Below are 24,137 nucleotides of genomic sequence, written 5' to 3' on the forward strand. Positions count from 1 at the left end.
GAGCTGGAATTATATACGAGCAATACTTAAAGATAGTTGAAATAATTAGGGAATTTGAGAAAAAATTGTTGGCGATTAAAAATTTTAAAGTATGTATTTTTATTAGTAGGTTTATAGGGTTTAGTTTATATATGCGTATCCACTTCTTTTTTCTATATTTATAGAGGCTACATTGTTATTTTTATCTGTTAAAACTATCTTACAATCACCTTTTAATAGTCTTGAATAAGGTCTTTTTGCTCCTTTATTGCCAGTAACACTTACTACTCTCATAGGCCTACCTAATTCATCAAAATCAATGGTTTGCATTTTGCCTTTTCCGCAACTACCGACAAATTTAACTGATTTTATGCCATATTTTTTCTCGATATTTAAATCTGTATTAATTTTATTGCAATAGGACTGAGGAATGCCTCTCCAGCCCGCACTTAAAAATTTATTTGACTTTTGTGTATCGACGGCAACCTCTTCTTTGGAATTTAGATTACCACTAAATTTATTACCACCACCTCTTTTATCATAAAAAATACTATATTTCCAAGATTTAACCCCAGGCTCATCTACAGAGCACTCTTGCAAACTAGTGTCATTGATAGCTATCCCCCATCTCATTTTAAACCAAAATTTTTCATTTTCAGAATGTACAAATTTATCATCTTGCATGGCAAGGTGTTGGGCGTACCTTATATGCGTTAGCATCTGTGTAGCTGCCTCTCTAGCTCCGTTTATTTCTAGCCTTGGTATGATCATTGCTGCAAGTATGCCTACGGCAATAATCACAAAGATAAGCTCTATAACAGTAAAACCCTTGTTTTTATGCATCTACCTGCCTCTTATGTCAAAATTTGCAATTACTTTTCCCATTTTTTCTATGCAAAATTTTGATTTTCCATTTAGATCGACGCTTAATAATAAATTTTTAGACTCATCTCTTACATCTATACCATAAAATTTAAGTCTTAATGCAAGCTTTTTATTGTCAGTGTATAAATCCTTGATTTCCGCTTCTTTTAATTTATCAGCAAGCTCTTTTACAATATCAAATTTATAGACAAAATGCTTTGTTGGATTATCCAAAAATAGGTAAAAAATTTGATTAAATACAATCATCGACCAGTTTATAGCCAGAAAAAGCATCACTAAAGTCGTACAAATTTTATAGCCTTTTCTAAATTTTGGCAATCTTACGCGATACGAATTAAAAAAAACTCTTACCATAAGTGGCGTTGCGATCACGCAAAACGGCAAAAACTGCTCAAGCTCTAGCCTTTGGCGCACTGAGACTATCATACAAAAGCAAAATGAGCAAATGGCGATAAACCATAAAAGATCCTTCTTTTCCTTAACCCAAATTCTATAAATCGTATAGACAAAAAAGATAAAAATAAACGGCGAAAAAACAGCGGCAAAGATACCAAAAGTATCGATAAAGTGCCCACTTGGCCTACCATTTGTATCAAAACCAAAAAAGTAAAGCGTGAGTAAAAACAAAATAGCACTTAGCCAAGCAAGAGGCGGCTTTCTTTTGTAAAGTGCAAATATAAAAAATCCTACGTAAAATATCAAAAAATCGCCATCTATAAAAAAAGAAAGACAAAAAAATGTTACAAATAAAATTTTATTTTTAATATGGAAAAAGTATATACATAAGAGCGCCAGCATAACGCAAAGCCCAGCATTATTGACAATAAGAGCTGAAGCTATCGTGCCAGGAAGTAAGATAAAAAGCAATACCGCAATAAGTCTGTCAAACTCTAATTTAATGTAAAATTTGCTTACCTTATACATTAAAACGACGCTTATGACATGAAACGCGATCATCACAGATCTTAGAGCAATATCTGTTTGACCAAAAATTTGAACGCTTAAGTTTAAAACATGGCTAAGAAAATTTTGTTTGTTAAAAAAAATTTCAGCTTCACTGTAACTTATGCTAAGAGAATTTGCCGTAAAAAGTAAAAATATACAATCAATCAAACATATTAAAAATACGCTAAAAGCGACATGATGTCTAACAAATTCTCTAAATTTATCTAGCAAAAATTTTCCTTAAATATGTATATCCCAAAAAAACTCGATCCAATCGTGAGCCTCTTTTACCTTAAATTCAGGCAAAAGCAGAGCCTTCTCTTTGTAAAATACAGTTGCTATCTTTATATCTAAATTTGGATAGCGTTTAAGCAGCTCTCTTTTTATCTCGACCATGCTCTCGCCGCTATCGATGATATCATCAACAAGCAAAATTTTAGTGTATTTGCTAAGATCTGGTACGTTAAAAATTTGTATCGTATCAAGCTTGTTTGTATCCTCGTAGTGGATAGAATTTAATGTAAATAAATTTCTATTTTCAAGCGCAACAGCTAGTGAGTGGCCAAGCGTTAGACCACCTCTTGCCACGGCTAGTATCACCTCTGGATCAAACTCATCTTTTATCTGTTTTGCCATCTTTTTGGCATCAACGGCAAATTCATCGTAGCTATAAAATATCATCTTTCATCCTTATCAATGCACTAAAAATACGATAAAACTAATGAGCGCTAGCACGACTACACCTAAATTTATATCACTAAATTCTCTCTTTATAAGCTTAACTATGACGTATGACATAAAACCAAATGCAAGGCCGTTTGTGATCGAGTAAGTAAGTGGGATGAGCACGACTATAAAAAATGTCGCAACCGCAATGGCCGGATCTTTGAAATTTATACTAGCAAGCTCAGCAAACATAAGCACGCCAACCATCACAAGGATCGGATAAATGGCATTGCTAGGGATCGCTTTAAAAAGTGGCAACATAAAGAGTGTAAGTATAAACAAAAGTCCGCAAAATACAGCCGTTAGACCAGTTCTACCGCCCTCTTCTACACCGCTAGCACTCTCTACAAACGATGTGGTCGTACTTACGCCTACAAGCGAGCCAGCTGCGGTAGCAATAGCGTCAGCTTCAAGAGTTTTTTCAAGTTTTACGACGCCATCTTTTTTGTTTTCGTCAAATATCCCAGCCCTTGTGCCAACGCCAGCTAGCGTGCCTATCGAGTCAAAAAGATCAGTCACAAAAAAGGTGATTACAACAGGAAGCAAGGCTAGACTAAGCGCGCCTTTTATGTCAAGCTCTAAAAATATCGGTGAGATAGAAGCTGGAGTTGAGAAAATTTCTGTTGGATGAGGAGCGATACCAAGCACCCAAGCAATCACTGAAGTAGCAAGCACGGCTAGGATAAACGCGCCCTTTATCTTCCACGCCCAAAAGCAAATAACCAAAAATAACCCCAGAACGCCAAGAAGCACGTTTGGATCTCTGAAATTTCCTATGCCAACCAAAACTGCGTCGCTATTTACGATAAAGCCCATTTGCTGAAACGCAACAAAGCTGATAAAGGTGCCTATGCCAGCGCTTATCGCTCTTCTTAGATCAAGTGGGATGGATCTTATTATCCACATTCTAAAATTTGTAAAAGACAAGACAACAAATATCACGCCACTTAGAAAAACAACGCCAAGAGCCGTTTGCCAAGGCACTTTCATACCGATGCAAAGACCAAATGTAAAATAAGCATTAAGCCCCATGCCAACGCTCATCGCAACTGGCGTGTTCGCCCAAAGACCATTTAATATCGTAGAAAAGATGGTAATTAGCGCAGTTGCCGTGATTAGTGCCTCATAAGGCATGCCAGTTTTGCTCATAATGATCGCATTTACCGGCACGATATACATCATCGCCAAAAATGTCGTAAGTCCCGCTCCAAATTCCTGCTTCACACTCGTTTTGTTTTGTGCTAAGTCAAAAAATTTCACCCCAAGCTCCTTTTAGTAAATTTTAAGTTCGTTATATAAGCTATCACGCTCAACCGGCGTAAAACCAGATGTTTTTATGAGATCGCAAAATGTCTTTAGCGTAACGCCATTTGCGCTATTTGCGCCAGCTGCACTTTGGATGCTCTCTTTTTCTATCGTGCCATCAAGATCATCAGCGCCAAATTCCTGAGCTATCATCGCTAAATTTAGCGTCGAAGTAGCCCAGTAAGCTTTGATATGTGGGACATTATCAAGCACAAGACGTGAGATCGCCAGAGTCTTTAAAATTTCAGCTGATCCTAAAAATTTAACATCTTTTAAGTAGTTGTTTTCTCTTTGATAGACAAGCGGGATAAACGCGTTAAATCCGCCAGTTTCATCTTGCAAGTCTCTAATCCTTAGCATATGATCGATCCTATTATCACGGCTTTCTATATGACCAAAAAGCATCGTTGCATTGCTTTGTCTGCCTTTATCATGCCACATTTTGTGGATTTTGAGCCAGTTCTCGCTACTTACTTTGCCTTTGCAAATTTTAGCCCTGACCTCTTCGTCAAAAATTTCAGCCCCACCCCCTGGCATGCTATCGACGCCGTATTCGAGCATCTTTTCTATCACCTCATCGTAGCTTAAGCCGTAATGTCTTGATAAAAAGTCGATCTCAGCCGCCGTCATCGCCTTTACGTGAAGCTCTGGATGAGCTGCCTTTATCTTTTTAAAAATTTCTAAATACCACTGCCAGCCGCTAGTTGCGTTGTGGGCGGAGACGATGTGTATCTCTTTTACACCGTGACTCACGCTCTCATCAACGATCTTTAAAATTTCTTCGTGGCTCATTAGGTATGGATTTGGATTTTTTCTGTGGGCTGAAAATGCGCAAAATTTACAGATGTCAGCACAGATATTTGTTGGGTTTATGTGGCGATTTACGTTAAAAAAGACCTTGTTGCCGTGCAGTTTTCTGCGCTTTTTGTCGGCAAATTTAGCCAAGGTAAAAAGATCAAGCTCATAAAGCGAAAAAGCCTCTTGCTTGCTTAATCTCTCGCCACTTTCTAGTTTTTGTAATAGATTCATTATTTATATCGTCCTAAAGCTGAACTTAAGGCTTTATTATAAGCAAATAAAGCTTTGTTTTTGCAAAAATTATGTAACATTTGCCAAGATATTTTTAACAATGGAAACACTAAATGCTAGCTGATAAAAGTGCCAAAAATAGCGATAATTATTCAAAGATCAAAGAGAAATTTCTTGATTATAAGGCAAATTTGCCAAAACATTTTCAAAAAAATCAAGGCAGAAATTTCACAAATTTCTTAGCCAAAGAGTATGATGATTTTATAAAATCTTATTTAAATGAAACTATGCGAGAATTTTTTGATGAGTTTGTGCCACAAAACGACAGCTTTGCTTTTAGCGTTCTAGCCACTGGCAAATACGCTCAAACGCTGCTTAGCGCAAATAGCGAGCTTGAAATTTTGCTAGTTTATAAAAATTTAAAGGGCTACAATATAAAAAATTTCTTAAAAGATTTTTCTGAAATTTTAGATGGCTCTGGCATGAAATTTGTGATAAAAAGCGCCGAAGTGGATGAAATTTTTATAAATTTCAAAGATGACCTTAAATTTAAAAGCGAAACCTCGCAACTTCGCTACATTTGTGGCTCAAAAAGCCTTTACCGCCTAGTAAAAAGCGAGATCGTAAAGATAAAAGAATTTGATAAAAAAGCCTTTTTAAACTACCATTTAAAGGCATTTTTGCCATTTTCTAGCATAAGCTACTTGGCACAAGAGCCAAATTTAAAAAGTGGCTTTGGCGGGATCGATGAAATTTACCGCTTAAACTGCATACTAAACTGCCTTGATAGCGACGTTTCGGTTAGATCGCAAGCCCTTAAAGTGATGAATGAAAAAGAGATCGCAAGTTTTAATCTAAATGTGGATTTTTTACTAAGCTTGCTAAGTGCTTTAAATTTAACACAAAACACCGATACTTTCAGCGCTTCAAGTGTCGAGATCACGACAAATTTCATGCAGACAAAGTCCAAAAAACTACAAGACAACGAGAGTGTCATCAGCCAAAAGATGCTAAGCTCGATGAATAATGTAGCCATTTATTCAAGATTTATCGCAGCTTCGCTTTGCAGGCCATTTTTCAAAAGCGAGCTAAGCTTCGAGCAGAGAAAATTTGCTAGGCTAAAAAATGGCTTTTATGAGATAAATGGCGTCATCTACGTGCCACTTCACAAAAAGCCAGCGCTCATCGAGGATCTCATAAATGAGCTTTTAGAGCTAAAAGATGTGGATTATAAATTTGATATAAGCGCGATCTTTTATATCAAGCGAGCCATCATCACAAAAGATGGACTAGAGCGCGCTATAAGCGAGTTTAAGAAGATATTTTTAAGAAAAAATTCCTACGCAATTTTAAAATCATTGCTCGATGCGCAAATGATACAAATTTTAATAAAACCAATGGAACACATCAGTCAGCTAGCTCAGTACGACGGCTATCACGAATTTACGGTCGATGAGCATAGTATTTTAAGTGTAAAATTTCTTGAAAATATAAAAGATAAATTCATAAAAAATCTCTATACCGAGCTTTGCTTGGAGGGCAAAACAATGCTAAAGATCGTGACTTTAATGCACGACGTTGGCAAGGGGCTTGGCAAAGATCACGCAAATATCGGCGCTAATATCTTTAGAGCCTACGCAAACAAGCTAAATTTAAGTCAAAAAGCCGTAAATATCGGCGTCATCTTGATAAAATACCACACGCTAATGAGCAACGTCTCAAACAGAGAAGACATTTATTCCCAACGCGTTATATTTGCTTTTATCTCAAAGCTTGGCGACAAGCAGGTTTTAAAACTACTTTACATCCTTAGCTACTGCGTGATAAATGCGACAAACGAGAGGCTTTATAATGCCTATACTGCAAAGCTTTTAAGAGAGCTTTATGAAATTTCTCTTAGTGCATTTAGCGATGAAAATTTACTAGATGAAGCAACAAGGCGCGTAAAAAAAGAGCAGTCTATAAAACGAAATAGCGAGTTTTTGGCGCTTGAACCAAGCTTGCAAGAGAAAATTTTTAAAATCACATCAAATCTTGTCTTTATAAAATATAGTGCGAGTGAGATCGTAAATTTAAGCAAGGCTGCAGATAGCTTAGATACGACAGAAATTTTTATAAATAACTCTAAAAATTTAAGCATTCAGATTTATACAAAAAAGAGCCTAAATTTAAGCGCCCTGCTCTATGAATTTGCCAAATTTGACCTTGCATATATGGAGATATTTGAGCTTTTTGAGAAGAAATTTTATATCAGGCTTGATTTTAACCAAAATGTTAAAAAAGAGGAGCTTGAAATTACTAAAAATTTAGCTCTAAAATCCCTAAATAGCGAGGTTTTAAAAGAGCCTTTGAAACCAAACATTAACAAAGATGAGATAAACTTCGAGCTAAATCACTCAAAAGATTACGCCAAACTTAGCATCAACGCAAAAGATCAGCGTGGGCTAATGGCTTATGTGATGAGTGTTTTTGACAGGCTTAATTTTCAAGTCACGAGTGCTAGAATTCAGACGGTTAAAAATAGAACGAGAAATCTCTTTTTGATCGAGAAAAACGAGCGACTTGAGAGTAAAGGCGAAGAGATATTAAATTTATTAATAAGCGAGTAAAACATGTGTGGAATCGTAGGATACATCGGAGATAAAGAGAAAAAAGAGGTCATTTTAAGCGGTCTAAAAGAGCTTGAGTATCGTGGATACGACAGCGCTGGCATGGCTGTGATGAGTGATGGCAAGATCGACTTTTTCAAGGCTGTTGGCAAGCTTGAAAATTTAGCCCAAAAGACAAAGGACTTTACATCAGAAGGTTTTGGCGTGGCGATAGGTCACACACGCTGGGCGACGCACGGCAAACCAACTGAGATAAACGCTCACCCGCACCTTGGCGAGCACTCATTTGTCGTTCACAACGGCATCATCGAAAACTACAAAGAGCTTAAAGATGAGCTTGAGGCAAAGGGCGTGAAATTTGTCAGCCAAACCGATACTGAGGTGATCGTGCACCTTTTTGAAGAAATTTTAAAAGAGAAAAAAGATCCATTTAAAGCTTATGAGGCAACTATTGCAAAGCTAAGAGGCGCTTATGCGACGCTACTTATCACCAAAACTGCGCCTGATAAGATATTTTTTGCAAAAGATGCCGCTCCTATGGCGATAGGAAAGAGTAATGAAAAAGAGCTATATTTTGCTTCATCTGACGCTCCACTTATCGGCAATGCAACAGAGGTGGCATATCTTGATGACAACAATTACGGCTACGTGAGCTTAGACGAGATCGCAGTCTTTAAATACGGCAAAAAGGCGAGCATAACGTTTAATGCTTTACCAAAAGATAAGAGCTATGCCCAAAAAGAGGGCTATACATTTTTTATGGAGAAAGAAATTTACGAGCAAGGTGCGGTCGTATCTGAAACCATCATGGGCAGAGTCAAAAACCACAAAGTCACCCTTGAAAATTTAGACGATGAATATCTAAAAAGTATCGATGATGTCGTACTTTGTGCGTGCGGTACGAGCTACCATGCAGCGCTAACCGCAAGCTATCTTTTTGAAAGACTTGCCAAAGTTAGAACAAAGGTCGAAGTGGCAAGTGAATTTAGATACAGAAAGCCTTATCTAAACAAAAACTCACTCTTCATCGTTATCTCACAAAGTGGCGAGACAGCCGACACTCTTGAGGCACTTAGGATAGCAAAAGAGGCTGGGCTTAGAACGCTTGCTATTTGTAATGTTGATAACTCATCTATCGTTAGACTAGCTGACAATACTCTTCTAACTCGTGCTGGCATCGAAAAAGGTGTGGCAAGCACAAAGGCCTTTGCAACGCAGATCATCGTACTTTGGATGCTTGTGCTTCAAATGGCGGCAGCTAAAAATTCTATCAGCAAAAAAGAGCTTGATCACGAGATCAAAACTCTTCTTCACATTCCACAAATTTTAAATATCAATAACTCTCTTCAAGAGAAGCTTCACCGCCTAAGCAAGCACTATTTGCACGGGCATGGCTTCTTTTTTATCGGTAGAGATATTTTCTATCCGCTAGCACTTGAAGGTGCGCTAAAGCTTAAAGAAATCTCATATCTTCACGCCGAGGGCTATCCTTCAGGCGAGATGAAGCACGGCCCTATCGCACTTGCAGATGAGAAGCTATTTACGATCGCTTTAATGCCTCAGAATTTACTTTATGAAAAGACAAAGAGCAACGTCGAAGAGCTTGCCGCAAGAGATGCATACATCCTAGCGATAAGCCCACTTGAGTTTGAGCTAAGCGATGACTACGTAAAAACAAGCGCGCAAGATCACTATATGAGCGAATTTTTCGAGATGATGCTTGTACTTCAGCTACTTGCTCTTGAAATTTCTGTTAGACTTGGCAACAACGTCGATATGCCAAGGAATCTTGCAAAAAGCGTAACTGTCGAATAACTCGTGTGGCTGGCATCTTGCTGGCTACTTAAATTTTTATAAAAGTAGTTTTGCATTATGCTACTAAACATAAATCTTATATTAATATTTTTATAATATTTGCTTATATATAATGCTAAGACCAACTTAAACATTAAGGATAAAAATGAAGTTAAGTTCATCTTTACTAAGCGTAGGTCTTGGAGTTTTACTTTTAAGCGGTTGCGCAACTGGCAACAACAATGGCGTAACTGGCAGTGCTGCTGGTAGCAACAACAAAAACGCTAACACAAAAATAGAAAAGTGTAGTAGCACTCTTGGAACACTTGCGTTTTACGAAGATCAGAATTCTGACTGGTATTCATATTTAACACGCAACTACGAGCTCACATCAACTATTCCTGTTTTACGCCTTCTTGCACAACAAACTGGTTGTTTTGTTATAGTTGAACGTGGCGCTATGATGGATAATATGATGCAAGAGCGTGCACTTGATAGATCAGGCGAACTACGTAGCGGTTCTGGTTTTGGCAAAGGTAAAATGGTAGCAGCTGATTATACTATTCGCCCTGAAATTTTCTTTAGTAACGAAGATACGGGCGGTGCAGGTGCTCTTGTTGGAGCACTTTTTGGTAGTGTAGCAGGTGCTATAGCTGGTGGTTTTTCAACAAAAGAGACACAAACCACATTGGTTCTTATAGAAAATCGTTCAGGTGTTCAATTAGCGGCAGCTATTGGCTCAGCTTCTAGCACTGACTTCTTTGGCATGGGCGGCGGTGCTGGCGCTTCTCTTGGTGCTGGACTTGGCGCGTATTCAAGAACACCTGAAGGAAAAACACTTGTAAATGCTTTTCTTGATTCGATGAATCAATTAGTTATTGCCCTAAAAGATTACAAAGCACAAACCGTAAAAGGTGGTCTTGGAAAAGGCGGAAGTCTAAAAGTAGGAGAATAACATGAAATTTTTAGCCATTTTATTTTGTTCATTGACTTTTTTGTTTGCTATGAGTTATGAAAAAAAAGTTGAAGCTAGGCTTTGTGGTCTTATAAATCAAAGAGAAATGGCTAAAATTTATGGCGATATAAGAAGCATTGATAGCTTTGACAAAAAAATAGAAAGCTACAAATTTCGCAACGGAATAGAAAAATTTGACGAGGATAGTTGCCGTGCAAATGGCTACTATCCTGTTGATCCAAACTATGCGCCATATCCGCCTAACTACCGCCCATACTATCGAAATGAGTACGAAAGATATGATAGATTTCAGCGTGGTTACCGCGGAGGCTACTATAACGATGACGACTATGATGATGGTTTTGAGCGTGGATATAGACGTGGTTATAAGGATGCTAGAAGAGACTATAGGCTAGGTAGATAATCTTATCTAGCCTTAACTTTAACTGGCTCTTTTCTAACAAAAAAACGACTTCTACAAATAGCAAATCAAAAACAATACATATACCAAATTTTACTGCTATAAATAAGTTCAGTGCATTGATTAAAAATTACAAAACCTGTGGATACGACAACATCCCAACTACCCAAATTTTTCTTTCGACAAAAGAGTAATAGACACCCTTACAAATAAGTTAGAGCAAGACCATAAAAATTTAAAAGAGCTAACAAGCAATATCAGCAGAGACGATCTTTTAAAGGTGCAAATTAGTGCACTTGAAGATGAAATAATAAGTTCATCTCTCATAGGGGGCGAAAGGCTTAAAAGATCAAGCATTCGCTCGTAGATAAAAAAGAGGCTATATGAAAATTTTGACTGGCTAGCTGACACTCATGCGACTAGACACAGTGTTAATCTAGTCTCGCTAATGTTTGAAGTAAATTTAAACAAAGACTATATGAACCTCGAGCGGCTACATAGCTGGCACAATACCTTGTTTGAATATATCCAAAGCAAAACTTACAAGATAAAACGAGCCAAGTTTAGAGATGATGAGATGAGCGTCGTCTCAGGCTCTCCAGAAAATGTGCAAATCCACTATGAAGCCTTGCCAGTAGAGGTATAGAAGATGAGATGAGAACTTTTAAAATTTTATCAACAAAAGCCTTGAAAACGCATATCTAAAAAGTTTTATTGCACATCTTTAGTTTTTTATCCATCCTTATGATGACGGTAATGGACGCATAACAAGGGCTTTGGCGCACTACTTTTTAAGAGAAGATGGTGTTAAGCCATTTTCTATCTCTAGCATTATTTAAGCAAATAGAAAAAATTATTATGAAATTTTAGAGCAGATAACAAAGCTTGGAAATAATTTAAATTTTGATTTCACAGAGTGGATAATGTAGCACACCTACAAGCGGTAAATAGCGCTATAAACAAGCTATAAGCTTACTAAAAATATAAAATTTCTATCGTAATTTAAGAGTCAAAGCCATTAAAAATTATCTTTACCTAGTATCGTTGTCAGCTGTTCTTTGATTCTATCATCAAATTCACTAACGCTTATGACACCCCTACTTTCGCACATCTTGGCATCATTAACATCACAGTAGTCACTAAGTGCATTTTTGTATCCGCCCCTTATGCAAGCCTCTCTATCTTCTAAAAATCCAGCACCACCAAGGATAAGCACGCCAAGGTCAAAACCTATCTTAAATTTCGCACTCGCCGAGCTTTTAACCCAGCTTAAAAATATCTCATCGTATCTTAATCCAAGTGCTCCAACGCCATCTGGCACGATTAAGATATCTACACCATAAAGGCTCTCAGCATAAATTTCTGGATGAAGCCTGACGCCAAATTCATCGACAATCTCAGGCTTTAGTGCGTAAGTCTTGATATTAAAATCCTCAAATTTATGTAAAAAATCATAAATTTTGGCAAAGCTTAGTAGATTTAGCTTGTCAAACATCAAAATGCCAACTTTCATGCTAGCTCCTTTTAATGAAGTGCCTCATTTAGCTTGATCGCCCTTTTGCTCGCACTTGCAGTGATCTGACCTGTTTGGCTATTTTGTCTAAAATGAAGTCCATTTAGCCCGCCAAGCTCAAGTGCTTTGTAAATTTCAGCTTCAAATTTAAACTCTGGATTTAGCTTAGCTAACTTTTCGCACTCGCTAGCTGATATATAGACCTTTGTGCCTTCAAGCACTGCTATACCAGCATCCACGATGCAGTTATCACCAAGAGGTACACCTGTAACTGAGTTTGCCCCAAGCAAGCAGTGTTTGCCGATGCTTACAGGGTTCCCGTTTGTGCCACTTAGTACGCCAAGTATGCTTGCCCCTCCGCCTACGTCGCTACCCTCGCCAACTACGACAGAGCTGCTGACTCTGCCTTCGACCATCACGCCACCAGTTGTACCTGCGTTAAAGTTGATGTAGGCAGCACCTGGCATAACGACTGTGCCAGGATACACGGCAGCACCCATGCGAACCTTAGCTGAGTCTAAAATTCTCGTGTTATCAGCCGGAATGATATGGCTTAAAAATCTTGGGAATTTATCGACGCTAACGATTGCTGGGTATTCGCCAAACATCTTTAGAGAAATTTCATTTTCTCTTAGCCATTCAAGCTCAATCGGCGTATTTTGGCTAGTCCATGCAACATTTGGCAACACACCAAAAGCTCCATCAAGCACGATCGTTCTAGGTGCGACCTTACCAAGTGAGATCAAGTAAAGCTTGAGATATACGGCCTCTACGCTAAGTGGTTTTGCATCATCAAATAAAAACACAAGCTTAAATTTATTCTCATTTAGTTCAAGATCGTCATCGAATGCCATTTTTACGGCATGCAAATTTTGTACATTTTTATGAGAGCTTATCTCTTTTTCAAAAACACTAAAGAGCTTGCTAGCTTTTTTCACCACTTTTGGAGTAAGATCGGCTACAAATTCAGAGCCATTAAAATCAACCTTAACATCACATTTTTGCAAGGCATAGATATAAGCAGCTGCGCTTAAAAAGCTCTCTTTGTAATTTACAACAGCGAATGTCGCTTGCAAAATTTTATCTGTATTTTTTTGTCCGCGATCGATCCTAGCGATACCAAAAGCAAGCGGATCTTTGTAGCCATCTTTTTTTCTAAATTCTTCAAAAAATTCCTTAAATTCATTTGCATCTTTAAACTCTTTAGACATCTATTCTCCTTTAAATTTTTTCTTAGTCTAGCCAAAAATGGCTAAAAATTTTATGATTTTAAGTCCATTAAAATTTTTAAATATTTTTATATTTTTAATAATGATTAACCTTATCATAAAGTAAATTGCAATAATATTTCGCAAAATTTAAAGAAGGAGTTTAAATGTCAAATTTAGTAACAAAACCTAGATTTGCTCTGGCTGTGTTAATCGGCCTTGTCGCTGGCATTGTCTCAGCTTTTGTCAAATGGGGAGCAGAATTTCCACTTCCTCCAAGAAGTCCGATGGATATGTTTAACGCTGCTTGTGGACCAGAGAGTGCCATTAGAGCAGCCGATGCGATCGATTGCTCTAGAAATTTCTTAAATCCGCCTTATGTATTTTTAAGGGATTATTTGGGCGTAGCCGATCCAAATGCCGCTATTTACGAGTTTGCAGGGCATGCATTTAACTACGTAATGATGACGCATATATTATTTTCGATCGTTTTTGCGGTTGCTTATTGTGTTTTGGCTGAGAAATTTCCAAAGATTACAATATGGCAAGGCTTACTAGTTGGCGTTATCGTAAATATCGCTGTTCACGTGATCACATTACCTATTTTGGGGCTTACTCCACCACTTTGGACACTCCCTTGGTACGAGCATGTATCTGAATTTGTCGGCCACATGATATGGTTCTGGTCGATAGAGATCATCCGTCACGACCTAAGAGCTAGGATCACAAAAGAAAAAGATCCAAGTGATTATTGCTACTGCAACGCATAAGTGCAAATTTCTACTGTTTTGGGCTAAAAACCTAAAACAGCAACTAAATTTATCTCACCATTTAAAAGCAAAATTTATCCGCGATTAGCACTCCTGGCTAAGCTCTAAATTTTCTAAACGAAGTGGCTTTTCACCTTCAAAAATCACCCCAATACCAAAAGGTTCACAAATATCAAGCGCACCCTCAGCAAATCTCATCAGCCACTGCTTATCGTGTGAATAAAAGGTACATTGTGGCGAGCTAAATGGCAGGTCGCAAACTGGCACGTCAAGCAATTTAAGCTCGTCCTTGCTCAAAAGGCATTTTTGCTTAAGCTCATCTCGTAAAAAAATAAGCGCATCTTTTATGTACCGGTCGATATCCTGGGTGATACTCTGCGCAAGCAAAATCGTCTCATCATCCACATCTGCCCCATCTGTGCTAACAAGGCAAAATGGTACCTGATCAAAAATTTCACTTTCAAGCTTCATCTCCGCATACCAGATAAAGCCATCATCAGTTGCAACTTTTTCAAGTTCGCCAAATTTTAAAGTCATTTTTTATTCTCATTTTTGTGGTTTTGCTACTCTTATGAAAAAGAGCCAAATTTAAGCAAATTTGTAGTGACCTAAAATTTATCATCTAAAATGAAGATAACTTGTAAATTTGACCTTTTAGCATAAAGAAAAAGCTAAATTTACAAGCAAATTTTCAGTTTTTCTCGCTATTTAGAAGCAAAATTTCTCATCAGTGCCATTTTGCTTGCGCATAGCTTTAAAGTTAGCAAGATTATCTTTATCTAAAAAGTAATCTTTCTCTTTTTTATTGCGGGCTTCTAGCTTTTCTATGCCTTTTGCAAGGGCTGCTTTTCTATCTTCGTGAGGTGAGCTAAATTCTGGCGAGAACATCGCTTCATAAGCATTTTTCTTAGTCCATTCAAGCGCTTTATCAGCGATCTCTTGTTGCTTTTTGATATCGCAAAATGCATAAGGATTGACCACGTCGCCAACAAGCTTCATAAACGCTCCTATCGCGGCCACCACGTCAGTAAATTTCTCGCCCTCCATGTCTATAACGCCTCTTAGCAAGATCGCGCGATTTTTTGCCGCATAAAACCAAAATACCGCATCATCGCGAAGTCCAAGATCGTATGCGCGAGCTGAAAGAACAAAAAGAGTTATCGGAGAGACCATTTGTGGGGCGTCTTGTACGATCTTTTCAGCCTTTTTAAAGCCCTCTTTTTTGCCACTTTTTAAAAGCTCATCTATCTTGTCATAGACCTTTACGTACTCCACCTTGCCAGCATTTGCTGAGTAGTATGGCGTGACGTAGATGTCGATACTTCTTACTTTGCCATCATTTGCAAAGCCACATACCGCTGTAAAAAGTAGCATCAAAAGCAGTGATAAAATTTTCATTTTAGCTCCTTGGTTTAAAATTTTTATTATTTTAACTAAAAGCAGTTGAAAAGATTAGGATAAATTTAAGAAAAAGTCCGCAAATTTAAAGCGGACTTCGAAGATTAGTTTTTAAAACTATGAATTGGAGCTGGAATTTGTCCGCCACGAGCGATGAAGTCGGCACTAGAGGCTTTGTTTATCTTCATCACAGGTGCTCTTCCTAAAAGGCCTCCAAACTCGATCATATCGCCCTCACGTCCAAGAGGTATAATTCGAACGGCCGTTGTTTTTTGATTTATCACGCCGATAGCCGCCTCATCAGCGATCATAGCAGCTATGCTCTCGCTTGGTGTGTCAGCAGGTATAGCGATCATATCAAGACCAACCGAGCATATCGCCGTCATCGCTTCAAGCTTTTCTAAATTTAGCGATCCCGCGCGCACCGCAGCTATCATGCCCTCATCTTCTGAGACCGGGATAAATGCACCGCTTAAGCCGCCCACTTGATTGCACGCCATGACGCCACCTTTTTTAACTGCGTCATTTAACAAAGCAAGTGCCGCAGTCGTTCCGTGCGTACCAACAGCCTCAAGCCCCATCTCCTCAAGCACACGAGCCACCGAGTCGCCCACAGCTGGTGTTGGGGCAAGAGAGAGATCGACGATACCAAATTTCATCCCAAGGCGCTCACTCGCCATTTGACCAACTAACTGGCCGATACGCGTTATCTTAAACGCCGTCTTTTTAACGGTCTCAGCCACCACGTCAAAGCTCTCGCCACGTACCTTTTCAAGGGCTCTTTTTACCACGCCAGGGCCAGAAACGCCGACATTTATCACCACATCAGCCTCGCCCACGCCGTGAAATGCACCAGCCATGAAAGGATTATCCTCGACTGCATTTGCAAAGACAACAAGCTTGGCACAACCCATCTCCGAAGCTGCCGCCGTCTCTTTTATGATACGTCCCATATCACGCACCGCGCTCATATTTATGCCAGTTTTCGTTGAGCCGACATTGACGCTTGCACACACTTTTGTAGTCTGCGCAAGTGCTTGCGGGATAGAATTTATCAAAATTTCATCGCCCTTTTGATATCCCTTTTGAACTAAAGCTGAAAAACCACCTATAAAATCAATACCAACCTCAATAGCCGCTCTATCAAGCGTCTTTGCGATCATCACGTAGTCTTTTGCATCCGTTGCGGCGCCGATTATCGAGATAGGCGTCACGCTCACTCTTTTATTGACGATTGGTATGCCTAGCTCAGTAGAAATTTCGTTGCCCACTTTGACTAGGTCTTTGGCTTTAGTGGTGATTTTTGCGTAAATTTTGTCGCAAGCTTTGTTTATATCAGGATCGATGCAGTCAAGCAAACTAATGCCCATCGTGATCGTTCTGATGTCAAAATTTTGCTCTTCGATCATCGAGATCGTTTCGGTTACGTTTTTGATGTCCATTGTTTTTCCTTAGATTGTATGCATCGCATCAAAGATAGCGGAACTTTGGATATTTATCTTTACTTTTAGATTCTCTCCAAGTTTATTAAGCTCTTCTCTTAGGACCGTAAAATCCTTATTTTCATCACTTGAAACCACTGCCATCATCGTAAAAAACTCATCTAAAATAGTCTGTGAGATATCATCTATGTTTAGCCCTAGCTCGCTAAGCTTTGCTGAGACGCCAGCAACGATGCCGACTCTATCTTTTCCGACTACGGTTACGATCGCTTTCATCTTTTCTCCTGTTAATAAATTTTTGATTTGAAGTGCATTTTGGCTCCAAAATTTAAGCCAAGTATCAAGCAAAGCTAAATTTTGGCAGCCAACTTCAAACTGGCAAATTTTAAAATTTGATATAAATTTTTATCTTTTGTAAATTTTACTTCGAGCAAGCACTCTTGCCGTCATTTACTGGTTGGATCGCTGAGTTATCAGCTCCGCCATCACTATTTATATTTTCTATCACTTCCCAAAGTCTAGCAGCCGCGCTCTCGTAGCGTTTTGCAGTGACTGAGTTTGGCTCATAGAAGCTAACTGGCTTACCATTATCTCCACCCACGCGAACAGCTGGTTCGATAGGGATTTCGGCTAAAATTTGCGTGTTGTAAGCTTTTGCTACCTCTTCAGTCGTACCTTTGCCAAAGATGTCGTACTCTTTGCCATTATCTGGGCAGATGAAACCACTCATATTTTCGATGACGCCAGCGATTGGGATGTGGAGCTTCTCAAACATATCAAGCGCACGCTTGCTATCGTCAAGCGCTACCACTTGTGGCGTTGTGACGCAAATACCTGCCGTTACTGGCACGCTTTGAGCTAGAGTTAGCTGTGCGTCGCCCGTTCCTGGAGGCATGTCGAGAAACAAGACATCAAGTTCGCTCCAAAGCACGTCTTTTAGCAGCTGCTCGATCGCTTTCATTATCATCGAGCCACGCCAGATGAGGCTCATGCCCTCTTCCATCAAAACGCCCATACTCATCATCTCAACACCGTGGCTAAGTATCGGTTTTAGCTTGTTACCAACGACTTGTGGCTGAGTATTTACTTCACCTAACATTCTTGGGATATTTGGTCCGTAGATGTCAGCGTCTAAAATTCCCACTTTTTTGCCTAGTTTTGCCATTGAGATGGCTAAATTTAGCGTTGTGGTTGATTTACCAACGCCACCTTTTCCTGAGCTTACCATTACGAAATTTTTAACTTGTGGCGCGATATTTTTACCACTTTGAGTGTTACTTTTCTCCTCAGGTATCTTTGGCTGGATCAAATTTAGCACATACTCATTTGAGCCCATGACACGTTTGATGTCCGTTTTTAGCTCGTTTGCCACTTCTGGGCTTGAGCTGACGATCTCGACTTCGATTAAAATTTTATCGCCGATTTCTACATTTTTTACAAAGCCAAAGCTAACTATATCTTTTTCAAAACCAGGATATATAACACCTTTTAGCCTATTTAAGACCTCTTCTTTATTTAACATTTTTCTCCTTTTTCTAGATCTTTTGAAATTTTATATGCACAAAATTTTGGTCCGCACATCGAACAAAAATGAGCGCTCTTAAACGCGTCTTCTGGCAAGCTCTCATCGTGAAGCTCTCTAGCCTTTTTTGGATCAAAGCTAAGCTCAAACTGCTTGTTCCAATCAAATGCGTATCTTGCATCACTCATCGCATGATCTTTTTCGATAGCTCCAGCTTTGCCAAGCGCGACGTCTGCGGCATGAGCTGCTATCTTGTGAGCTACGATGCCCTCTCTTACATCATTTTCGTTTGGCAAGCCAAGGTGCTCTTTTTGCGTCACGTAGCAAAGCATGCTAGCACCGTGATATGCTGCCATTGTGCCACCGATCGCCGAGGTGATATGATCGTATCCTGCACCTATGTCTGAGACAAGCGGCCCAAGCACGTAAAATGGGGCGTCATGGCAGAGCTCTTGTTCGATTTTCATATTATACTCAATTTGATTTAATGGCACATGACCAGGACCCTCAATCATCACTTGCACATCTTTTTCCCATGCACGAAGCGTTAGCTCTCCAAGCACCTTTAGTTCACTAAGCTGTGCCTCGTCTGTCGCATCAAAAAGGCATCCTGGGCGAAGTCCATCGCCAAGCGAGAGCGAGACATCATATCTTGCGCAAATTTCTAAAATTTGATCAAAAATTTCATAAAATGGATTTTGTCTATTTAACTTTGACATGTAGCTTGCGCTTAAACTGCCACCGCGGCTTACTATGCCCATTTTACGCTTTTTAACAAGTGGCAAAAACTCACGCAAAAAGCCAGCGTGTATCGTAAAGTAACTAACTCCTTGCTTTGCTTGCTTTTCAAGTATCTCTAAAATGAGCTCATTTGTGATATTTGTAACCTCTTTTGCCTCTTTTAAAATTTCATACATAGGCACTGTGCCAACTGGCACGCTTGAATGCTCGATGATCGCACTTCTAATAGAGTCTAAATCGCCGTCCGTACTTAGATCCATAACCGTATCAGCACCAAATTCTAGGCAAATTTCAAGCTTTCTAAGCTCAGCGCAAATGTCACTACTTAGGCTTGAGTTGCCGATATTTGCATTGACCTTTGTCTTTAGCTTTCTGCCTATGCCCATTGGCTTTAAATTTTTATGATTTATATTTGCTGGGATGATGATGCTACCTTTTGCCACCTCATCCATCACCAAATTTTCACTAAGCCCTTCGATCCTTGCCACATAGCTCATCTCTTGCGTTATCTCGCCGCGCCTAGCATAATACATCTGCGTCTTATCTCTCATATAAGGCCTTTTTTGATTTTTAAAAACCTCATTTTAGTCCTTTTTTGATTTAAACTAACTAAATAAGCTTTTAAAAATTTACTTTTTTAAAAAGAAATTTTGAAGTTTTGAGATGTATAATTCTGTAACAATTTTCAAAGGAGTTATCTTGCTTGATATATCACTTATAATGCTTGGAGCAGGAAATTCTAGCCGTTTTGAGCTACCAGTAAAGAAGCAATGGCTTCGAATAGGAAGCGATCCACTTTGGCTATTCGCTACTAAAAATTTGAGTAACTTTTACACATTTAAAGAGATAATCGTCGTTAGCAAAGAGTGCAAATATATGTCAAAATTTGCTCCAAATTATAAATTTGTTGATGGCGGCGAAACCAGGCAAGATAGCCTAAAAAACGCACTTGAGCTAGTAAATAGTGAATTTGTCTTAGTTAGCGACATCGCGCGTCCTTGCATATCAAGCGAGCTCTTTCACAAGATCATCGAGGCGGCCGCTCAGGCTGACTGCGTGGTGCCTGCACTAAAGATCGCTGACACCGCTTATCTTGGCGAAAATGCAATAGACAGAGAAAAGGTAAAACTTATCCAAACACCGCAGCTCTCGCGCACAGCACTTCTTAAAAAGGCTCTTAGCAGCGGCGAAATTTACACAGATGATAGCTCGGCTATGAGAGCCATTGGTGCTAGCGTATGGCAAATTTTAGGTGATGAGATGGCAAGAAAGATCACTTACAAAGAGGATCTTGCCAAAATTTCTGCTTTAAAAGAGCCTGAAAATGAAGTCTTTGTTGGAAACGGCTTTGACGTGCATGAGTTTGAAAAGGGTCGTCCTTTGATTCTTTGTGGTGAGAAGATCGACTATGAGTTTGGGCTAAAAGCACACAGCGATGGCGACGTGGCACTTCATGCATTAACAGACGCTATCTTGGGAGCTGCTGGGCTTGGCGATATAGGCGAGCTTTTCCCTGATACAGATGCTAAATTTAAAGATATTAGCTCCATTTACTTGCTTGAGGAGGCTTACAAAAGGGTGCAAAGCGTGGGCTTTGTGCTAACAAACGCTGATATCACGATAATGGCACAAAAACCAAAAATTTCAAAACTAAAGTCAAAAATGGAGGCAAATATCGCAAAAGCTCTAAATTTAAGCCAAAGCCGCATAAATGTAAAGGCAACGACTACTGAAGGGCTTGGCTTTGTTGGCAGATGCGAAGGGATCGCCGTAATGGCAAGTGCTAGCCTTAAATTTTACAACTGGAAACAAATATGAAAATTTTAATAGTAGAAAATGAAATTTACCTAGCTGGCTCGATGGCTAGTAAGCTAGCTGATTTTGGCTACGACTGTGAGATTGCCAAGAGCGTTAAAGAGGCATTGAAGTTTGAAAATTTTGATGTAGTGTTACTTTCTACCACACTCCCAGGGCAGGATTTTTACCCTGTTATCGAAAAATTTAAAAACTCTATCATTATTTTACTAATCGCTTATATCAATAGTGACACTGTGCTAAAACCGATTCAGGCAGGTGCAGTTGATTACATCCAAAAGCCATTTATGATAGAAGAGCTAGTTAGAAAGATAAAGCATTTTGAGGAATTTAGAAATTTCAAAAACGAAATCAAAAACTATGAAAGCTACGTAAATTATGCTTTAAAAGAGTACGAAATTTCTAGCTTTGAGGCAAAAAAGATAAAATTTCCACTGCTTTTAAAATCAAGCAAAAGCGGATACAGCGATAAATTTATATTTAGCTACGTAAAAGCTTGCAAATTACCATTTTTATTTTTAGGCAAAGCCTGTTTCTCTGAGCTTGAAAAGGCACTAGCTAAAAATGGTGACGAGCTAATCTATATGACAAATTTAGAGGAGCTAAAACAAGAAGAAAAAGAGAAAATTTTAGAAATTTGCAAAAAGAAAAAGGTCGCGATCTCAACTAACGATTTTGCACAAAAAGCACCATTTGACGAGCTTGAGCTTTCAGGACGCGATAAAAATTTCAATATCGATGAGATCGTTACGATCGATGAATATATAAAGTACATAATCGTTAATTATCAAGATAAATTTCCTGATACAGAACTTAGCAAAAAGCTTGGAATTTCTAGAAAATCACTTTGGGAAAAGAGAAAGAAATATGACGTCAGCAAGAAAAAATAGTGAAATTTCTATAAATACCGAAGTTTTTGGTGCTTTGGAGCTAATAAAAAATAAAATTCTCTCAGATTACGACTCGTTGATGGATGATGAACAGATAAAAGAGGTGAGTAAAAAAGGCTATTTTAATGGCGAGCCAATGCCGTATTCTTTTGGATTTGCTCCATTTGGCGAGCTAAATCAAAATATTGCCAGCAAGCTTACTCCTGGACAAAAGGTAAATCTAAGTCTTGATGGCAAGATCGTTGGACACATCAATGTTGCCAAGGTCTTTAAATTTGACGAGAACATGAGGGCTAAAAATATATTTTTAGCAAATGAAGCCAGTAATGATAAAGAGCTAAATTTAGGCAAATACGGCATTAGTGGCGAATTTGAGCTTTATGATGAAAGTATGCAAATAAGCAAAAATGCACTAAATGATCTAATAAAAGAAGATGGCGCCAAAAAGATAACGGCGGTCTTTTTAACGGCTGATCCATTTAATAGAGCTCACGAGCGCCTTGTTAGAATGACTATTGACAAGGCTGATTTAGTAATCATTTTTTTAATACGAACACGTGAAGAAAAGCACGTTGATTACGAGATTAGAAAGCAAGTGCTGGATTATTTTATACAAAATTATTTACCAATAAAAAAGGTCTTTGTCTTTGCTCTAAAAAACACGACTCTTTTTAGCTCGCACGCAAATCCTACACTTGAGTGTATCGCTGCTTCAAGATTTGGAGCAAATAAGCTAGTCATCGGACAAAACCACTCAGGAATTGGAATGTTTTTTGATCACAATGAAGCTCATACGATTCTTGATATTTATAAAAACGACCTAAATTTAGAGGTAATCGTGCTGCCAGAGCTAGTTTATTGCAACAAATGCAAGACACTAGTTAGCACCAAAAGTTGCCCGCACGGACAACATCATCAGATCAAATATCATCCAGATGTTATCAAAGAGCTGCTATTTAACGGCATTATGCCACCAGCAATTCTTGTGAGGCCAGAAATTTCTGCACTAGTTTTAAGCAAACTCTTTACAAATCGCTTCAAAGACGTGCAAAAGCTTTGTGATGACCTTTTTGTAAATTCAGGACTACTTGAAAATAAAACTGACCGCGACTTTTACGAAGAGCTTATGAAGCTTTATCAAACATCATCGATGACTTAAGGAAATTTATGCAAAAACTATTTTTAACTTTTTTTGGATTTGGACTTTTGCCAAAAGCACCTGGTACTTGGGGCTCTATCGCTGGCGCTGTGGTAGCTTATTTTGTGCTTTATTTTTTATCATCAACCACGCTTTTTCTAGCTAGCATTTTGCTATTTTTGGTAAGCATTAGCGTTATTGATGATTTTGAAAAAAAGGTAAATTCTCACGATGAAAGTTTTATCGTTATAGACGAAGTTGCTGGAGTTTGGCTTGCTATTGCCATTAGTGGAGCTACGATCTCTCAACTCATGCTCTCGCTTGTACTTTTTAGAGTGCTTGATATTAAAAAGCCTTCGATAATAGGTAGGATCGACCGCAATATAAAGGGCGGACTTGGCGTAATGGGCGATGATATGGTGGCTGGCTTTTTTGCTGGAATAATTAGCGCAATAATATACGGGGCTGCTATAAAATTTGGCATAACTTTGCCGTAAAAATATAGATTTTTTGGCAAAGTTATATAGGCTTAAATATCTTTTATATAAATTTTAAGCAAGTCCTAGCTCATTTAAAACAGAACTTAGATTAACCGAGTTACTATTCTTACTATTAAGATTTTTTTGCTTCTCTAGCAGAGCTTGATTAGCAAGTGCTACATTTAGCTCTTTGCGGTAATCACTTAAAATTTTATCCATTATTTTAAGTAGCTCATTTTTTTGATCCTGTGTTTTTGCGGGATCATCTATGCCTAGAAGTTCAGTTAGCTCCTTTTTCTTTTGGGCTATTTTTTCTTCTATCTTGTTAGAATTTAGCTCACTTATAAAACCAACTGCGCCAATTTCAGTAAGTCTTTTTTTAAACTGTTCAATCTTATCTGAAATTTTTGCATCGCTTGCGATCTTATCCATAGCAAGGCTTAAAATTTCATCAAAACTATTTTTTTTATCCTTAGTTTTGCTTGAGCCTGATTGCAATAAATAATCGATTATGTCGTTATTTTGTACCTTCATATATCTCCTTTTACTGTATTGAGATATATTTTATAAGCA

At 38.5% G+C, this 24,137-nt stretch carries 26 protein-coding genes; 12 read left to right on the forward strand and 14 right to left on the reverse strand.

What is annotated here, in order from left to right:
- Positions 1-120: 120 nt before the first annotated feature.
- Genes CVS95_RS08240 through mqnE form a run of 5 tightly spaced genes read right to left on the reverse strand, consistent with a single transcriptional unit; the run spans position 121 to position 4,872 of the window.
- Positions 121-822 carry a Tfp pilus assembly protein FimT/FimU gene (locus CVS95_RS08240; RefSeq protein ID WP_107696264.1) on the reverse strand — a complete coding sequence of 234 codons (702 nt, stop codon included), beginning with the start codon at positions 820-822 and terminating at the stop codon, positions 121-123.
- The gene (locus CVS95_RS08245; RefSeq protein WP_107696265.1) at positions 823-2,040 is read right to left on the reverse strand and encodes a glycosyltransferase family 39 protein; all 1,218 of its coding nucleotides are present in this window, start codon (positions 2,038-2,040) and stop codon (positions 823-825) included.
- A gap of 9 nt (positions 2,041-2,049) precedes the next feature.
- Positions 2,050-2,490: a phosphoribosyltransferase gene (locus CVS95_RS08250; RefSeq protein WP_107696266.1), complete on the reverse strand. Its 441-nt coding sequence runs from the start codon at positions 2,488-2,490 to the stop codon at positions 2,050-2,052.
- 12 nt (positions 2,491-2,502) lie between these two features.
- Positions 2,503-3,795, reverse strand: a complete 1,293-nt coding sequence (locus tag CVS95_RS08255; protein ID WP_107696267.1) for an NCS2 family permease — start codon at positions 3,793-3,795, stop codon at positions 2,503-2,505.
- 12 nt (positions 3,796-3,807) lie between these two features.
- On the reverse strand, positions 3,808-4,872 hold the full coding sequence (mqnE, locus tag CVS95_RS08260; RefSeq protein WP_107696268.1) for an aminofutalosine synthase MqnE: 1,065 nt from the start codon (positions 4,870-4,872) through the stop codon (positions 3,808-3,810).
- A 110-nt stretch (positions 4,873-4,982) separates the two neighbouring features.
- Here mqnE and CVS95_RS08265 point away from each other — a divergent pair, with 110 nt between their 5' ends.
- From CVS95_RS08265 to CVS95_RS10010, 7 genes are all read left to right on the forward strand, one after another.
- Positions 4,983-7,478 (forward strand): HD domain-containing protein, encoded by a 2,496-nt coding sequence (locus CVS95_RS08265; RefSeq protein WP_107696269.1) that lies wholly within the window; start codon positions 4,983-4,985, stop codon positions 7,476-7,478.
- 3 nt (positions 7,479-7,481) lie between these two features.
- Positions 7,482-9,293, forward strand: a complete 1,812-nt coding sequence (gene glmS, locus CVS95_RS08270) for a glutamine--fructose-6-phosphate transaminase (isomerizing) (RefSeq protein WP_107696270.1) — start codon at positions 7,482-7,484, stop codon at positions 9,291-9,293.
- A 145-nt stretch (positions 9,294-9,438) separates the two neighbouring features.
- Positions 9,439-10,227: a peptidoglycan-binding protein gene (locus tag CVS95_RS08275; protein ID WP_107696271.1), complete on the forward strand. Its 789-nt coding sequence runs from the start codon at positions 9,439-9,441 to the stop codon at positions 10,225-10,227.
- A gap of 1 nt (position 10,228) precedes the next feature.
- Entirely contained in the window at positions 10,229-10,651 is a 423-nt protein-coding gene (locus CVS95_RS08280) for a gamma-glutamyl phosphate reductase (protein ID WP_084041528.1), read from the forward strand.
- A 142-nt stretch (positions 10,652-10,793) separates the two neighbouring features.
- Entirely contained in the window at positions 10,794-11,015 is a 222-nt protein-coding gene (locus CVS95_RS10005) for a DUF4172 domain-containing protein (RefSeq protein WP_223154482.1), read from the forward strand.
- An 81-nt stretch (positions 11,016-11,096) separates the two neighbouring features.
- Positions 11,097-11,294 carry a hypothetical protein gene (locus CVS95_RS09600; RefSeq protein WP_159071267.1) on the forward strand — a complete coding sequence of 66 codons (198 nt, stop codon included), beginning with the start codon at positions 11,097-11,099 and terminating at the stop codon, positions 11,292-11,294.
- Between the two features lie 88 nt (positions 11,295-11,382).
- Positions 11,383-11,487, forward strand: a complete 105-nt coding sequence (locus tag CVS95_RS10010; RefSeq protein WP_103559757.1) for a Fic family protein — start codon at positions 11,383-11,385, stop codon at positions 11,485-11,487.
- Positions 11,488-11,666: 179 nt separating this feature from the next.
- Here the strand turns inward: CVS95_RS10010 and CVS95_RS08295 are convergent, their stop codons facing one another.
- Positions 11,667-12,161 carry a hypothetical protein gene (locus CVS95_RS08295; RefSeq protein ID WP_107696272.1) on the reverse strand — a complete coding sequence of 165 codons (495 nt, stop codon included), beginning with the start codon at positions 12,159-12,161 and terminating at the stop codon, positions 11,667-11,669.
- A gap of 11 nt (positions 12,162-12,172) precedes the next feature.
- The gene (locus CVS95_RS08300) at positions 12,173-13,372 is read right to left on the reverse strand and encodes a 2,3,4,5-tetrahydropyridine-2,6-carboxylate N-succinyltransferase (protein WP_107696273.1); all 1,200 of its coding nucleotides are present in this window, start codon (positions 13,370-13,372) and stop codon (positions 12,173-12,175) included.
- 164 nt (positions 13,373-13,536) lie between these two features.
- Between CVS95_RS08300 and CVS95_RS08305 the strand changes: the two genes are divergently transcribed.
- Positions 13,537-14,139, forward strand: a complete 603-nt coding sequence (locus CVS95_RS08305) for a YagU family protein (protein WP_107696274.1) — start codon at positions 13,537-13,539, stop codon at positions 14,137-14,139.
- 84 nt (positions 14,140-14,223) lie between these two features.
- Here the strand turns inward: CVS95_RS08305 and CVS95_RS08310 are convergent, their stop codons facing one another.
- From CVS95_RS08310 to thiC, 6 genes are all read right to left on the reverse strand, one after another.
- On the reverse strand, positions 14,224-14,676 hold the full coding sequence (locus tag CVS95_RS08310; RefSeq protein WP_107696275.1) for a hypothetical protein: 453 nt from the start codon (positions 14,674-14,676) through the stop codon (positions 14,224-14,226).
- A gap of 171 nt (positions 14,677-14,847) precedes the next feature.
- Complete coding sequence (locus CVS95_RS08315; protein WP_107696276.1) at positions 14,848-15,537, reverse strand: cytochrome-c oxidase; 690 nt, start codon at positions 15,535-15,537, stop codon at positions 14,848-14,850.
- A gap of 104 nt (positions 15,538-15,641) precedes the next feature.
- Positions 15,642-16,979 carry a PFL family protein gene (locus CVS95_RS08320; protein WP_107696277.1) on the reverse strand — a complete coding sequence of 446 codons (1,338 nt, stop codon included), beginning with the start codon at positions 16,977-16,979 and terminating at the stop codon, positions 15,642-15,644.
- A gap of 9 nt (positions 16,980-16,988) precedes the next feature.
- Positions 16,989-17,255 (reverse strand): ACT domain-containing protein, encoded by a 267-nt coding sequence (locus tag CVS95_RS08325; protein WP_107696278.1) that lies wholly within the window; start codon positions 17,253-17,255, stop codon positions 16,989-16,991.
- 145 nt (positions 17,256-17,400) lie between these two features.
- Positions 17,401-18,501 carry an Mrp/NBP35 family ATP-binding protein gene (locus CVS95_RS08330; protein ID WP_107696279.1) on the reverse strand — a complete coding sequence of 367 codons (1,101 nt, stop codon included), beginning with the start codon at positions 18,499-18,501 and terminating at the stop codon, positions 17,401-17,403.
- Positions 18,495-19,793, reverse strand: a complete 1,299-nt coding sequence (gene thiC, locus CVS95_RS08335) for a phosphomethylpyrimidine synthase ThiC (RefSeq protein ID WP_107696280.1) — start codon at positions 19,791-19,793, stop codon at positions 18,495-18,497. The genes CVS95_RS08330 and thiC overlap by 7 nt, the downstream gene beginning before the upstream one ends.
- A gap of 148 nt (positions 19,794-19,941) precedes the next feature.
- Here thiC and CVS95_RS08340 point away from each other — a divergent pair, with 148 nt between their 5' ends.
- The 4 genes from CVS95_RS08340 to CVS95_RS08355 are packed head-to-tail and all read left to right on the forward strand — an operon-like array spanning position 19,942 to position 23,582.
- Positions 19,942-21,060, forward strand: coding sequence for a bifunctional 2-C-methyl-D-erythritol 4-phosphate cytidylyltransferase/2-C-methyl-D-erythritol 2,4-cyclodiphosphate synthase (locus tag CVS95_RS08340; protein ID WP_103589510.1), 1,119 nt, complete (start codon positions 19,942-19,944; stop codon positions 21,058-21,060).
- Positions 21,057-21,947: a response regulator gene (locus tag CVS95_RS08345; RefSeq protein ID WP_107696281.1), complete on the forward strand. Its 891-nt coding sequence runs from the start codon at positions 21,057-21,059 to the stop codon at positions 21,945-21,947. Before CVS95_RS08340 ends, CVS95_RS08345 begins: the two co-directional genes overlap by 4 nt.
- On the forward strand, positions 21,925-23,106 hold the full coding sequence (locus CVS95_RS08350) for a sulfate adenylyltransferase (RefSeq protein WP_103559742.1): 1,182 nt from the start codon (positions 21,925-21,927) through the stop codon (positions 23,104-23,106). The genes CVS95_RS08345 and CVS95_RS08350 overlap by 23 nt, the downstream gene beginning before the upstream one ends.
- A gap of 8 nt (positions 23,107-23,114) precedes the next feature.
- On the forward strand, positions 23,115-23,582 hold the full coding sequence (locus CVS95_RS08355) for a phosphatidylglycerophosphatase A (RefSeq protein WP_107696282.1): 468 nt from the start codon (positions 23,115-23,117) through the stop codon (positions 23,580-23,582).
- A gap of 54 nt (positions 23,583-23,636) precedes the next feature.
- Here CVS95_RS08355 and CVS95_RS08360 read toward each other — a convergent pair whose 3' ends face one another.
- Positions 23,637-24,098, reverse strand: a complete 462-nt coding sequence (locus tag CVS95_RS08360) for a response regulator (RefSeq protein WP_107696283.1) — start codon at positions 24,096-24,098, stop codon at positions 23,637-23,639.
- Positions 24,099-24,137 lie beyond the last annotated feature (39 nt).

It is taken from the genome of Campylobacter concisus (assembly GCF_003048905.1).
Lineage (GTDB): Bacteria > Campylobacterota > Campylobacteria > Campylobacterales > Campylobacteraceae > Campylobacter_A > Campylobacter_A concisus_V.